General features: G+C 44.9%; 13 protein-coding genes and 2 riboswitches. Of the genes, 3 read left to right on the top strand and 10 right to left on the bottom strand.

Translation table 11 applies throughout. The features are described from left to right. Positions 1 to 164: 164 nt before the first annotated feature. The 3 genes from BN587_RS09865 (at position 165) to BN587_RS09855 (ending at position 3,060) form a co-directional block, all read left to right on the top strand. Entirely contained in the window at positions 165 to 530 is a 366-nt protein-coding gene (locus tag BN587_RS09865) for a helix-turn-helix domain-containing protein (RefSeq protein ID WP_021720966.1), read from the top strand. A gap of 502 nt (positions 531 to 1,032) precedes the next feature. Beyond that, entirely contained in the window at positions 1,033 to 1,620 is a 588-nt protein-coding gene (locus BN587_RS09860; RefSeq protein ID WP_021720964.1) for a DUF805 domain-containing protein, read from the top strand. Positions 1,621 to 2,040: 420 nt separating this feature from the next. Further along, entirely contained in the window at positions 2,041 to 3,060 is a 1,020-nt protein-coding gene (locus BN587_RS09855; protein WP_021720963.1) for a tyrosine-type recombinase/integrase, read from the top strand. A 168-nt stretch (positions 3,061 to 3,228) separates the two neighbouring features. Here BN587_RS09855 and rpsI read toward each other — a convergent pair whose 3' ends face one another. From rpsI to BN587_RS09805, 10 genes are all read right to left on the bottom strand, one after another. Further along, on the bottom strand, positions 3,229 to 3,621 hold the full coding sequence (gene rpsI / locus BN587_RS09850) for a 30S ribosomal protein S9 (protein ID WP_009145170.1): 393 nt from the start codon (positions 3,619 to 3,621) through the stop codon (positions 3,229 to 3,231). A gap of 21 nt (positions 3,622 to 3,642) precedes the next feature. After that, positions 3,643 to 4,080 carry a 50S ribosomal protein L13 gene (gene rplM, locus BN587_RS09845; protein WP_021720962.1) on the bottom strand — a complete coding sequence of 146 codons (438 nt, stop codon included), beginning with the start codon at positions 4,078 to 4,080 and terminating at the stop codon, positions 3,643 to 3,645. 172 nt (positions 4,081 to 4,252) lie between these two features. Beyond that, positions 4,253 to 5,005, bottom strand: coding sequence for a tRNA pseudouridine(38-40) synthase TruA (truA, locus tag BN587_RS09840; protein ID WP_021720961.1), 753 nt, complete (start codon positions 5,003 to 5,005; stop codon positions 4,253 to 4,255). Beyond that, entirely contained in the window at positions 4,993 to 5,808 is an 816-nt protein-coding gene (locus BN587_RS09835; RefSeq protein WP_021720960.1) for an energy-coupling factor transporter transmembrane component T family protein, read from the bottom strand. Before BN587_RS09835 ends, truA begins: the two co-directional genes overlap by 13 nt. Then, complete coding sequence (locus BN587_RS09830; RefSeq protein WP_021720959.1) at positions 5,808 to 6,665, bottom strand: energy-coupling factor transporter ATPase; 858 nt, start codon at positions 6,663 to 6,665, stop codon at positions 5,808 to 5,810. The genes BN587_RS09835 and BN587_RS09830 overlap by 1 nt, the downstream gene beginning before the upstream one ends. After that, positions 6,656 to 7,480 (bottom strand): energy-coupling factor transporter ATPase, encoded by an 825-nt coding sequence (locus BN587_RS09825; RefSeq protein WP_021720958.1) that lies wholly within the window; start codon positions 7,478 to 7,480, stop codon positions 6,656 to 6,658. The genes BN587_RS09830 and BN587_RS09825 overlap by 10 nt, the downstream gene beginning before the upstream one ends. Positions 7,481 to 7,874: 394 nt before the next feature. Beyond that, positions 7,875 to 8,240: a YccF domain-containing protein gene (locus BN587_RS09820; RefSeq protein WP_021720957.1), complete on the bottom strand. Its 366-nt coding sequence runs from the start codon at positions 8,238 to 8,240 to the stop codon at positions 7,875 to 7,877. Between the two features lie 226 nt (positions 8,241 to 8,466). Further along, complete coding sequence (locus tag BN587_RS09815; protein WP_021720956.1) at positions 8,467 to 9,846, bottom strand: alanine/glycine:cation symporter family protein; 1,380 nt, start codon at positions 9,844 to 9,846, stop codon at positions 8,467 to 8,469. A 107-nt stretch (positions 9,847 to 9,953) separates the two neighbouring features. After that, positions 9,954 to 10,051, bottom strand: a riboswitch (glycine riboswitch). Positions 10,052 to 10,333: 282 nt separating this feature from the next. Next, a complete protein-coding gene (locus tag BN587_RS09810) occupies positions 10,334 to 11,680 on the bottom strand; it encodes an alanine/glycine:cation symporter family protein (RefSeq protein WP_021720955.1) in 1,347 nt (448 codons plus the stop codon). Positions 11,681 to 11,801: 121 nt separating this feature from the next. Next, a riboswitch (glycine riboswitch) is annotated at positions 11,802 to 11,907 on the bottom strand. Between the two features lie 200 nt (positions 11,908 to 12,107). Continuing rightward, on the bottom strand, positions 12,108 to 13,307 hold the full coding sequence (locus tag BN587_RS09805) for an MFS transporter (protein ID WP_021720954.1): 1,200 nt from the start codon (positions 13,305 to 13,307) through the stop codon (positions 12,108 to 12,110). Positions 13,308 to 13,435 lie beyond the last annotated feature (128 nt).

Here is a 13,435-nt window from a genome sequence, read left to right as displayed (position 1 = left end):
TTTCTTTTTCAAAAACATCTTACGTTATTATTCTACATCTTCCCAACGTGTTTGTCAATCTATTTTTGTTTTTTAAAAACATTGTTTTTCTTGCTTTTCTTCTCTATATGTAGTAAAATAATCATGTAATGTTTGGTGGAAACACTAGAAAGGAGTGACCTACAATGAATGAGCGTTTAAAGCTATTGCGCAAAGCTTTAAAGCTAAATCAGCAGGAGTTTGCAGATAAAATTCAAGTCAATCGTTCCACCGTTGCCGGTTACGAACGCGGCTCTACTAATCTATCGGAAAGAACAATCACCGATATTTGCCGTGTGTTCTATGTTAATGAAGATTGGTTACGTGCTGGCGAAGGTGATATGTTCCGTGCCAGGAATACAACCAACGAAGAATTAGCACTGCAAGTTGGCAAGCTGCTAAAGACAGATGATGAGTTTACCAAAAACCTATTTTTGGAATATCTCAAACTGCCGCCCGAGATGAAAACTTTATTTGAAGATTTCGTTCACAATCTGGCCAAAAGCAAATAACCGGCAAATAAAAAAATCCCCCGTACCATCCGCGGTACGGGGGATTTTGCTATGCCTTTTAAATTAGTGCAGCAAATAAAAAATCAATCTTCGTCTACAAGTCCAAGGATAAAGCTGTATATGACAGCCAGCGTTTCTTCATCTTTCACTTCCTGCAATATACCGATTATCCTACTCAATAAAACCTGCATTGTGCCCTCCATTCAAATTAAAGCAGGCCTACAACATTAAGAACCTATTTATATTCTACCACTAAGCTCGCTCATTATAAAGAGTTTTAGGAAAAGTAATTATTTGAATTGCAGTTTACATTTAAATGTGCTATTATTAAATCAAATAAAGACAGAAAGTAAGGTGGTTAACATGGTTGACAGTGACACTATAAGCCTACAGATTAAGAACCTCTATCAAACAATTTTCGCTGTGCCATTGACGCAAGGCGTGACATGGGCAGTCTAAAAAGCTGCCCATTATTTTTTTATTACAAAGGAGAGTATTTATAATGAGATTTAATCCAATAGAGTTTTTCTATGAGTTGCTTAACGGGAATCCTTATCTTATTGGTGTGCTAATCTTTACCGTATGTATATCTCTTATTCCTAATTCGTTATGCGAAACTATATTAGAACTGCCCCAAAAAATAAAAAAGATGTTTGCAAAGAAGCCTGTTGATGCACCAATTCAACAGGCCAACCAAAATTACGACTTCGTTCCGTCTGACGATAATTATTTTACTTTCAAAGGCAGAATAGGAAGAAAAGTTTTTATTAAAAGAACCGCTATTGCATATTTAGGAATTATTCTGGTAGCGGTATTCTTTTCATGGTTAGCAGGTTCAACAAGTGAACTAGAAAAAGTTTCTCTATATAGCGCATTAATGCTTGTCTTTATGTTCCCTTTTACACTCTTCTTATACGCCAACACAAACAGACGCTTTCATGATATTGATAAAAGTTCAAGATGGACATTAGCAATGTTCCTTGCAAGCAACACTGTTGCGCTATTCTACTTTCTTCTACTGCTCTATTTGTTTTGTAAAAAAAGCAATCCCGGTGCAAACGAATATGGCCCAAATCCATTGCAGCAATAAGCAACGATATTTTCAAACAAAAACAACAATAGCCCACGCCGTACACGTGAGCTATTGTTGCTGTTGTTTTTGCCGAATCGTAAACACAATTTTGAAAAGAGGTTGTTTAGCATAAAGAATCTGAACACATGAAAACCTAAAAAAGAAGAGCTAAGGAAAATCAAGATTGCATCTTCATTTCAACACCCCGAAAAAATGAAGGTACTATAGTGCTTGTATCAGTGTTCGCGGAAACTGCGCCGTCTACTGCGCCTACACCGGACCGCACAGCCGCCCCGAACACCTACTTATATTATATCATGATAATATGTTTAATTTGTGAATAATAACTTCATATAAACGCTTGAAAGAATTAATACACAGTTTATCCACAACTGTTGCAAAAAATGCAACAACTGAAAAAGGAAGGAGCAACTAAACATGAAATTACCTAACGGCTATGGCTCTGTTACGAAGCTGACCGGGAACCGGCGGCGGCCGTATATGGTCCGCATTACAACGGGCTTTACCGATGAAGGTCGCCAGCTTATGAAAATACTAGGCTACTATGCAAAGCGCACGGAAGCCCTTAATGCCCTGGCTGAATACAATCAATCACCCTATGATGTTGAAAGCGTAGGCTTGACGTTTGCCCAGGTACACGAGAGATGGGAAGCCGCAACCTACGTTGACGGCAAAGAGCAATCTAACCAATATAAGGCAGCATATAAGCGCTGCGCGCCACTATGGGATATACCGTTCAAAGATATTAAGACTGCGCAATTTCAGCAAGTCATAAATGACTGCGACAAAGGCTACGCTACCAAGAAGGCAATCCGAATCGTATGTAATCTGATGGCCAAGTATGCACTTGCGAATGATATTATAGTAAAGAACTATGTCGAGCTTACCAATCTGCCGCCCCAGGTTGAAAGCAGAATACACAATCCGCTGACACAAAAGGAGCTTGCTATATTATGGGAGAACAGCCAGGATATAAAAGTGCAAGCTGTGCTTATCCTCTGTTATACCGGTATGCGCCCTACCGAGCTAGTGAAGGTTGAGAAAGCGGACGTTGATTTTGAAAATAAATTCTTCGTTGGCGGCATGAAAACTGCGGCAGGCCGTGGCAGAAGAATTCCTATTGCTGATAAAATATTCGACTTCTTCAAGGCTGCCTACGAACGTAGCACCGGCAAATGCATCTTCTCTGATGAGCGGGGAAAGAATATATCCTATGACGCGTACCGCAGCAAATATTGGGAACCAGTAATGAATATGTTTAAGATGGACCACTTGCCCGGTGACGGCCGTCACACCTGCGCAAGCTTACTTGATGATAAAGACGTAAATGTAAAAATCAAGAAATTAATTCTGGGGCACGCCAGCTCTGACGTGACGGAAAGGGTTTACACTCATAAGACGTTAGAACAACTGTTAGAGGCTATTAATTTAATATAGTTTGTTACATACGTGTTACATACCAGTTACATACTTGTTACATACGTAGCTTATTTTCTATGAGCTGTGGACACTTTTTGAAAATAACGTGAGCAAAGAAAAAGCCCGCAACCTGCATGGTTACGGGCTTTTCTTGCGATTTGTGATTGATTGAGATAGCCTTCTCTATTAACGTTTGGAGAACTGGCTAGCTTTACGAGCTTTCTTCAAGCCGTATTTACGACGTTCTTTTTCGCGCGGGTCGCGAGTCAGGAAGCCTGCTTTTTTCAGAGCAGGACGGAATTCAGCGTCAACCTTCAGCAGTGCGCGAGCAATGCCGTGACGGATAGCACCAGCTTGGCCGGAAATGCCGCCGCCGTTTACGTTAACGAGTACGTCATATTTGCCTTTGGTTTCGGTAACTTCGAGCGGTTGGTTAACAATCAGCTCTAAGGTTTTCAGACCAAAGTATTTGTTCAATTCACGGTCGTTGATAACGATGTTGCCTTCACCCGGAACCAGGCGAACGCGAGCAACAGAAGATTTACGACGACCAGTTGCGTTATAAGTAACTACTGCCATTTATTTGTTCCCTCCCGGATATTATCTAACGTTGATTTCCATTACTTCAGGTTTTTGAGCTGCATGCGGATGTTCGCTGCCAGCATATACATGAAGTTTGGAGAAAATTTGAGCGCCGAGGCTGTTGTGCGGAATCATGCCTTTAACAGCGAGCTCTACCATTCTTACAGGGTTTTTCTTCAGCATGTCGCCAGCTTTTACATAGCTGTCGCCGCCGAGATAACCGGAATGACGGAAATAGATTTTGTGAGTCAGTTTTTTGCCGGTCAGAACAACCTTATCTGCATTGATAATGATTACGTGATCACCGGTGTCCATGTGCGGGGTAAAGGTCGGTTTGTGTTTACCGCGCAGGACTTTTGCAACCTCTGCAGCCAGGCGGCCCAGAGTTTTATCAGCTGCGTCAACAACGTACCATTTGTGTTCGATGTTAGACGGATTAGCCATAAAAGATTTCATCGCTTGTGTCCCTCCTAGATATTTTCCAAATATACAGTTCGTTGCGATCTTCTCACCGTATTTCGGGGCTAGTGAAATCAAGCGGAAAATCACGTAGATATATTATACGCAACTTAAGAGTTTAAGTCAAGTATTTTTGTTAAAATTTTAGCATTTTCCAAGAGTTTTTACCTTAAAGCTGCGGATATTCCTGATAACCGACCTCAGCAAGATATAAACCCTGTGCCGGAGCAGGCTCGTTTAAAAATTCACAGCGCTGTGCCGTCAGCTCGGCGGCAAAATCCTGCACCGTACGCTTGCCCATTCCCACCTGTACCAACGACCAGACTATGTTGCGTACCATGTGATACAAAAAGCCGTCACCGCTGATGAGGAAAAGAAGCTCTTCTCCCTGCTGCTGCCACTTGGCAGCATAAATTGTTTTTATCGGCGAAGTATCAACACTGCCGCTGCTGCGGAAGGCACTGAAATCATGTGTTCCCAACAGTAATTCAGCCGCCTCGTTCATAGCCTTCACCTCAAGCTGCTGACGCAGCTGCCAGGCATAACGCACCATAAAGGGATTGACGTGCTCATTGACAAGCAGCTTGTAATGATACGTTTTCCACTGTGCGCTGAAGCGTGCGTGAAAGCCTTCCGTCATCTCCTCGGCGCTCACAACCACGATATCCTCCGGCAGCAGGCTTGCCGCCGCACGCACCAGATTAGCACAGGGAATGCGTCCATTCGTAGTAAAGGTCACCGTCTGCGCCAAAGCGTGTACCCCGGCATCCGTGCGCCCGCTGCCTGCGGTTACTACAGGCTCGCCACACAGCATAGTCAACGCTTCTTCCAAAACATTTTGCACCGTCTGCACGTTCTTCTGCTTCTGAAAGCCATGATAGGCACTGCCGTCATAAGCTACAACCAGCTTTATTGTACGCATACGTTCCCCCAGCGCAATACTGCAAGACCAACTGCCAGTATAATAATCAAAGCAAAGGCCAGATAATCGCGGCCGGCATATACCAGCTCGTGCATGCGTGTACGTCCTTCACCGCCGCGATAGCAACGTGCTTCCATAGCCACTGCCAGCTCGTCGGCACGGCGGAAGGCACTGATAAACAGCGGCACCAAGAGTGGCAGCATATTTTTCATTCTCTGGAAGATATTGCCGCTGGCAAAATCAGCGCCACGAGAGGTCTGTGCCTTCATAATGCGGTCTGTTTCATCCAATAATGTCGGGATAAAGCGCAAAGCAATAGTCATCATCATAGCCAGCTCATGCGCCGGAACGCCCAGCTTTTTGAACGGACGCAGCAGATTTTCAATACCGTCTGTCAGTACAATCGGTGATGTCGTAAAGGTCAGCACCGAAGAAAACAGCAGCAGCAGAATCAGGCGTACAGCCATCTTTACGCCCATATCGATGCCTTCGGCAGTTACGCTCAAAAACTTCCAGGTAAAAACAATATGCTCACCGGGAGCGGTAAACATATGAATCAGCATCGTCAGAATAACGATAATCCAGATAGGCTTCAAAGATTTGAAGACCAACATCCATGGTACTCCTGAAATAAGAATCACCACAGCGGCAAAGGCGGTCAGGATACCATAGGCCAACGGCGTTACCGCAAAGAAAATAGCAATGATATAAATCAAGGTAGCCAACAGTTTAGTACGCGGATCAAGCTTATGGATAAAGGAGTTACCGGGGAAATATTGTCCTAAGGTTATATCTGTCAGCATTATTTCCACCCCTTTGCTTGCTTAATCGCCTTAACCAGGCTCATATCGTCTTTAATATTCTCTTTCACTGCCAAGCCGTTTTTGCGCAGTAAATCCGCCAGCTTGTAAACCTGCGGCACATCTACGCCAACCTTAACCAGCTCATCGGCATGCTGCTTGAAAATATCTGCGGGAGTACCGTCAAACAGCACCTTGCCGGCGTTGATAACCAGCAGGCGGTCAGCATATTTTACCGCCTCCTCCATGCTGTGTGTTACCAAAACAATGGCAATACCGCGGCTCTTGTGCAGCGACATGATTTCCTTGAATACGGCATTGCGGCTGCGCGGGTCCAGGCCTGCGGAAGGCTCGTCCAAAACCAGATAATCCGGATTCATCGCAACTACGCCGGCAATAGCTACACGGCGCATCTGGCCGCCGCTCAGCTGAAACGGAGAGCGCTGCGCAAAGGTATCATAATCCAGACCGACGAAGGCCATAGCCTCACGCACCTGCTTTTCTACCTCATCCTCGGCAAAGCCTTTATTGCGCGGGCCGAAGGCGATATCCTCAAAAACAGTTTCCGCAAACAGCTGATGCTCGGGATACTGAAATACCATGCCAACCTGCTGGCGTGCAGTCTTGGCCTCCGCACCCTTGGCAGTAATATCAATGCCATCAATGCTTGCGCTGCCCTTATCCGGCTTCAGCAAGCCGTTTAAATGCTGTACTAATGTAGACTTGCCGCTGCCGGTGTGTCCTATAATGGCAACTATTTCGCCCTTGGAAATCTCCAGCGACACATCATTGAGCGCCAGACGTTCAAACGGCGTGCCCTTGGAATATGTATGATATATATTAGAAAGTTTTATTGACATAATGCCTGCGCCAGCTCCTCATCTGTAATAATATCCTGCGACAGCTTTACACCGCTTTTGCGCAGCTCGCTGGCTACCTTCGCTGCCAGCGGAGCCTCCAGTCCCAAAGCCTCCAGCTCATCAACTCTGCTGAAAACCTCACGCGGAGTACCCATAAATCTGATATGACCTTTTTCCATTACAACTACGCGGTCGGCAGCCAGGGCCTCCACCATATAATGCGTAATATAAACTATGGTCATCTTTTTTTCTTCATTAAGCTTGCGTACAGTGCCGACGATTTCTTTGCGTCCCTGCGGGTCGAGCATCGCTGTCGGCTCGTCCAACACAATGCATTCCGGCTGCAGCGCCAGAATACCTGCTATAGCAACGCGCTGCTTCTGGCCGCCGCTCAAAAGATGCGGTGCATGCTTGGCATATTCCGTCATGCCTACAGCAGCCAACGAATCTGCTACACGCTGCGGTATTTCCGGTCCCGGTACGCCGATATTTTCCGGACCAAAGGCCACGTCCTCTTCTACAATCGCAGCTACTATCTGGTTGTCGGGATTTTGGAATACCATGCCCACCTTTTGGCGGATATCCCACATTTTGCTTTCATCTTCAGTGTCCATGCCATCTACCAGCACAGTGCCGTCAGTCGGCAGCAGTAAAGCGTTCAAATGACGTGCCAGCGTAGATTTACCGCTGCCGTTAGCGCCGATAACAGCAACAAATTCGCCCTGCTTAATCTCCAGGCTTACGCCGTCCAGCGCCCTTACCTCGTTGCCATCAGCATCTGTATAGTAATGCTTCAAATTCTTTATACTAATCACAACAGTGCCTCCATCATAAATTCGTGTACTTAATAATTATATACGTGATAAAAAGATTAGTCAACCTTCTTTTATTGTAAGGTTAACCATAATGCTAAAAAAGTAAACCATAAACGCTAAAGCACGTTTACGGCTTATTTTTATAAATCAAAACGTTCAATTTTAATGCCAACAAAGCAACACGAGCTTTAGAAAACGAGAAAACAGCCTGCAGGGGATATTGCAGGCTGTTTCTCTTAGGAAAGCTGTTTATGATGAATTTGATGGGAAGGGTGTAGCAACTTTTTGCTACACTCATAGTATACTATATTGCTGTGACATAGCAAAGGCAAAGTTTTGAAGAAATCGTGAATAAAATTCCTGCATGAACTGCTCTTGCATTAAAAATTAACGCTTATTTATCCGTAATCTGTGCTCCAAACGGCAGCAGTGCCAGCTTAGCCAGCTTAAAATGCTGCATACCGAAGGGAATGCCGATAATCGTGCAGCACAAAATCACAGCAAAAACAGCATGCGTAATTGCCAGTTCGATACCACCGAAAATCAGCCAAAAAATATTTAACAGCAATGAAGTTGTTTCGCCGCTCAAAACTACATCCTTACCAAAGGGGAAGAAGCTCAAGCGTCCCAGCTTAAAGCACTGCAGCCCGACAGGAATACCGATAATTGTCAAACACCACACAAGACCTACCAGATACCAGATAATGCCTGCTAAAATACCGCCAAATAAAAACCAGATAATATTACCGATAATGCTCATTGCACACTTCCTTTCATCTACTGATACTGACAAACCAACCGGCACACCGAAAAATATACACGTAATTGGTTACTGATACATTTGATTTAAAAGATTGTAAGTAATCTCTCTAAGGCTAGTTTAGCATACCGCTAACTTTTGTGCAAGCGCAAAGGCAAGCGGCACTGTGGGAACTCTGGGGAGAGTCTCACAGTGCCGCTGCCTATATAAAATTAATTGGGAAAACTTAATGATTGGTTTCTTCGGCTAATTTTGCCGGAACCAGCTCAGATTCTTCCTTGAGATGTTGTTGATATGCTTTAGTTTCAGCAACAACTACGCCGGAAAGAGCAACCAGAGCAATCAGGTTAGGCAGAGCCATCAGACCGTTAACGATATCGGACATAACCCAGATTTCTTCCAGCTTCAGGAACGGGCCGCAGGCAACAAGAATGATGAAGCCGATGCGGTACGGAAGAATTGCTTTAACACCCATCAGGTATTCTACGCAACGTTCGCCGTAGTAGTTCCAGCCGAGGATAGTAGTAAAGGCGAAGAGCACCAGGCCAACAAACAACAGCCAGCTGCCGAAAGCAGGGAATGCGGAGGTGAAGGCTGCATTAGTCATTGCAGCACCGTTGAAATCACCGTTCCAAACGCCGGTAACAATCAAGGACAAACCTGTCATGGTGCAGATGATGATGGTATCGATAAAGGTACCGGTCATGGAAACCAGACCTTGTTCGGCAGGCCATTGAGTTTTGGCAGCAGCTGCTACGATAGGAGCAGAGCCTAAGCCGGATTCATTGGAGAATACTCCGCGGGCAATACCACTGCGCATTGCCAGCATAACAGTTGCACCGAGGAAACCGCCCTGTGCGGCAGTAGTAGTGAAAGCGCTTTCAATAACCAATGCGATAGCAGCAGGTACCTGATCAGAGAAAGCTATCAGAATACCTAAGGTAGTCAGGAAGTAAATTACTGCCATACCGGGAACAACCTTAGAAGAAACGGTAGCGATGGATTTCAGACCGCCGATGGTTACGGCAGCAACAAGAATTGTCAGCGCAATGCCGGTATAGAGAACCGGGATGCCTGCAGAGATTTTGGTAATCTCAACGATGGAGTTTACCTGAGCGAAGGTACCTACGCCGAAGTACGCGCACATGATACCGAAAATACAGAACATCATAGCCAATGGTTTATATTGCTTGCCAAGACCGTTTTGAATGTAATACATCGGACCGCCGGAGATATTGCCGTTAGCGTCGACAGTACGATATTTTACAGCCAGCAGGCATTCCGCATATTTGGTTGCCATACCGAAGAAGGCAGCCAGCCACATCCAGAACAATGCACCGGGGCCACCAGCCTTAATTGCGGTAGCAACACCGACAATGTTACCGGTACCAACAGTTGCAGCAAGAGCTGTACACAGAGCTTTAAAGCTGTTTACATCACCGTGACCATCATTCTTGGCACAGAAGATCAGCTTCAATGCCTGCGGCAGCTTCAATACCTGCAGCAAGCCTAAACGAATAGTCAGCATAATGCCGGTGCCTACAAGCAGCACCAGTAGCGGTGGACCCCAGACAAACGAATCAATTGCATTCAATGTTTCCAACATGATGATTTCCCCTCTCATTTTCAAAGTTCCCTAAGTAAATAAAAAGCCAGAGTATGATTATCTGATACTCCGGTTTGTCAGCGGCCCTGATAGCTATGCTATAATTGTTGTTTTGCTCCGTCCACTGGCCTGAGAGATAAGGATGTGTATACGCACATCTTTGCACCTTCGGCGCCCATTCAAGGGACTCTCCAGAGTTGTGTCTGTACACGGTTCTTGCTTTTTATAAGCACCTGAGAGTTTTGCTCCTTCGGTAGGCATTGCCTTCTCCTATGTACTTCATCCACTCATTATTTACTTATGTATCTGATTATAACACACTTGAATTTAAAATCAAGAGTTTACGTAAATGTATACACGCATACATATAAAACTGTAAATCGACGTATGTTTATTGATTTTTTTAATAACAAAACGGCGCTGTGGGAACTCTGGGGAGAGTCGCACAACGCCGCTTTGCTATATAAAGATGAAATACTAGGCTTACTTATTTATTCTTTTCTTCAGCCAGATGCTTCTGATAAGCCTTGGTTTCGGCAACAACTACGCCGGACAAAGCAAGCAGAGCAATTAAGTTAGGAATAGCCATCAGGCCGTTAACAATATCCGCCAAAACCCAAATCTCTTCCAGCTTCAGGAAAGGACCGCAGGCAATCAGGCAGATGAAGATGATGCGGTACGGCAGAATTGCCTTTACGCCCATCAGATATTCTACACAGCGTTCGCCGTAGTAGTTCCAGCCAAGGATAGTGGTGAAAGCAAAGAGTACAAGGCCAACCAACAGCAGAATGCTGCCAAATGCAGGGAACGCCATGGTGAAGGCAGATTCAGTCATTGCAGCACCGTTCAGAGGTCCGCACCATACACCGCTGACAACCAGGGACAAGCCGGTCAGAGTACAAATGATGATAGTATCAATAAAAGTACCAGTCATAGAAATCAAGCCTTGCTCTGCAGCCCATTTGGTTTTAGCAGCAGCAGCTACGATAGGAGCAGAACCTAAGCCGGATTCGTTGGAGAATACGCCGCGGGCAACACCACTGCGCATTGCCAGCATAACGGTTGCACCAAGGAAACCGCCTTGAGCAGCAGTCGGAGTGAAAGCAGAATTCAGTACTGTTGCGATTGCAGCAGGAACCTGGTCTGCAAAAACAATCATGATACCAACAGTAGTCAGGAAGTACAGCAGAGCCATAGCAGGAACTACCTTTGCAGCAACAGTTGCGATGGATTTCAGACCGCCGATGGTTACAGCAGCAACAACAACAGTCAGAGCAATACCGGTGTAAACAACAGGAATACCTGCAGAAATCTGGGTAATTTCAACAATGGAGTTTACCTGAGCAAAGGTACCGATACCAAAGTATGCGCACAGAACACCGAATACAGCAAACATAACAGCCAGCGGTTTGTATTTTTTGCCAAGACCATTTTCAATGTAGTACATCGGGCCACCGGAAATATTGCCGTTGGCATCGACAGTACGGTATTTTACAGCCAGCAGACATTCGGAATATTTAGTTGCCATACCGAAGAAGGCTGCCATCCACATCCAGAACAATGCGCCCGGGCCACCTGCTTTAATTGCGGTTGCAACACCAACGATATTACCGGTACCAACAGTTGCAGCCAGTGCGGTGCACAATGCTTTAAAGCTGTTTACGTCACCGCTGCCATCGTTCTTGGCACTGAAGATCAGGCCCAAAGCCTGAGGCAGCTTGAAAACCTGCAGCAGCTTCAAACGGAAGGTCAGCAGAATACCGGTACCAACCAAAAGTACCAGAAGCGGCGGACCCCAGACAAACGCATCAATTTCATTCAAAATTTCCAACATGATTCAAACATCTCCCTTTAAATTCCCATTAATTATTTATAAGCAAATAAAAAACCGGAGTATACAAAAAAATACTCCGGTAAAAGTCAATGACATATGATAGGCAATAGCGCCATCACATAAGCTTTGCTCTGTCCACTGGCCTGAGAGATAAGGACGTTTCTGAATTTCAGAATACATCTTTGCACCTTCGGCGCCCATTTAAGGGACTCTCCAGAGTTGTGTCAGCATACGGTTCCTGCTTAAAATTAAGCACCTGAGAGTTTTGCTCCTTCGGTAGGCAGTGCCTTCTCCCATATACATCATCCACTCGTTATTTACTTATGTACGCTATTATAACACACTTTTTAAAGAACGCAAGCCTTTTTTTAAGATTTTTTTATGTATACACGAATACATAAGGGAGTGTAACTTTTGAAGCAATTCGTTAGCAGTTTTCACGTGCAAGACTGCGCTCGCTAAAAAGATAACATGGTAAAGCAATAAGCTGTGCTGCTACCGAAACAATGATGAATATATTCAATGAATAATCATAAACAGCTCCCAACAGCCAGCTGCCTAAAAACCACGCTAAGCCAAAGAAAAATTCGAACGCACCGTAGCTGCTGGCACGATGCTCCTTACTGGTCATAGTGGCAACTGCTGCTTTCATAATAGATTCCTGAGCACCCATGCCTACGCCCCACAAAGCAATACCCAGCATAATCATTCCCGGCGAAGTCGCGCCAAAAGCAAACACAGCAAAGAACGCGGAAATCGCAGTAGAAATAACCAATGCCTTCGTGCGCATTTTGTCAAACAGCCAGCCAAAGAAAAGCGCTGCCACCGCATCCACAAGCATCGCACCGGAATAAAGCAACGGCAAAATACTGTCATCAAAAAGCTTATTTTTTGCCAAATGCATAGTCACCAGCGGAAAATCTACAAAGCCGAAAGCAAAACAGCTGATACCTGCAAGATACAAATAAAAGCTTTTCTTGCCTACAAAGCTATTCTTTTTGTTCTCCTTAGCTTCCGGCTCAAAGGCTTCCGGATTCGGGAAACGGCTTTTAGCAAACAGTAAAAAAGCAATTGTACAGACTGCTGGCAACGTCAGAAAAGCAAAGGCTGCATTATATACCTCGTATTCATCACCATTTTTATAAAGCATTATTACATAAAGCAGTAAAGGACCGATAAGAGCACCAAGCTGATCCAAGGCTTCCTGTATAGCAAAGCTTTTGCCGACCCCCTCCTGCGAGGCCGCAAAGGAAAGAATAGTATTCTTTGCAGGCTTTTTTATCGCCTTGCCGATGCGCTCAACAACAAGCAGCACGCAGGCTGCTATCCAGCCGTCACGATGGACCAGCGCCAACGCCGGTACGGCAAAAACATCCACAGCGTAGCCTAAAATCATAAAGCCCCAGTAGTTGTGCGTTTTATCTACCAAACGACCAAAAAGATAACGCAGGCCATAGCCCAAAAGCTCGCCTACGCCGGAGATAAAACCGATGGTAGAAGCACTCGCCCCTAAAATCAATAAATATGCGCCCTTGATACTTGTCGCTGCTTCATGTGTCATATCGCTGAACAAGCTGACAACACCAAGCAGCACGATGAACGCCATAGCGGAATTTTTATTGTGCATACTTACGCCTCCTGTCTAATTATCATTTTCTTATTATAGCATAATATCTTAAACTTAATTATTCTTTATCTTGCAGAATATCTGCAGATTATAAAAAGTGCCTGCAATAACACATTGCAAGCACTTAT

Origin of the sequence: Phascolarctobacterium succinatutens CAG:287 (assembly GCF_000434895.1) — a bacterium.
Taxonomy (GTDB): domain Bacteria; phylum Bacillota; class Negativicutes; order Acidaminococcales; family Acidaminococcaceae; genus Phascolarctobacterium_A; species Phascolarctobacterium_A succinatutens_A.
Note: the sequence above shows the minus strand (reverse complement) of the source record. Positions and strands in the feature narration are given on the sequence as shown.

Bases quoted from the DNA above. Each gene is read 5' to 3' on its own strand.
- BN587_RS09865 (WP_021720966.1), top strand. From the start codon at position 165: ATGAATGAGCGTTTAAAGCTATTGCGCAAAGCTTTAAAGCTAAATCAG.
- BN587_RS09860 (WP_021720964.1), top strand. From the start codon at position 1,033: ATGAGATTTAATCCAATAGAGTTTTTCTATGAGTTGCTTAACGGGAAT.
- BN587_RS09855 (WP_021720963.1), top strand. From the start codon at position 2,041: ATGAAATTACCTAACGGCTATGGCTCTGTTACGAAGCTGACCGGGAAC.
- rpsI (WP_009145170.1), bottom strand. From the start codon at position 3,621: ATGGCAGTAGTTACTTATAACGCAACTGGTCGTCGTAAATCTTCTGTT.
- rplM (WP_021720962.1), bottom strand. From the start codon at position 4,080: ATGAAATCTTTTATGGCTAATCCGTCTAACATCGAACACAAATGGTAC.
- truA (WP_021720961.1), bottom strand. From the start codon at position 5,005: ATGCGTACAATAAAGCTGGTTGTAGCTTATGACGGCAGTGCCTATCAT.
- BN587_RS09835 (WP_021720960.1), bottom strand. From the start codon at position 5,808: ATGCTGACAGATATAACCTTAGGACAATATTTCCCCGGTAACTCCTTT.
- BN587_RS09830 (WP_021720959.1), bottom strand. From the start codon at position 6,665: ATGTCAATAAAACTTTCTAATATATATCATACATATTCCAAGGGCACG.
- BN587_RS09820 (WP_021720957.1), bottom strand. From the start codon at position 8,240: ATGAGCATTATCGGTAATATTATCTGGTTTTTATTTGGCGGTATTTTA.
- BN587_RS09815 (WP_021720956.1), bottom strand. From the start codon at position 9,846: ATGTTGGAAACATTGAATGCAATTGATTCGTTTGTCTGGGGTCCACCG.
- BN587_RS09810 (WP_021720955.1), bottom strand. From the start codon at position 11,680: ATGTTGGAAATTTTGAATGAAATTGATGCGTTTGTCTGGGGTCCGCCG.
- BN587_RS09805 (WP_021720954.1), bottom strand. From the start codon at position 13,307: ATGCACAATAAAAATTCCGCTATGGCGTTCATCGTGCTGCTTGGTGTT.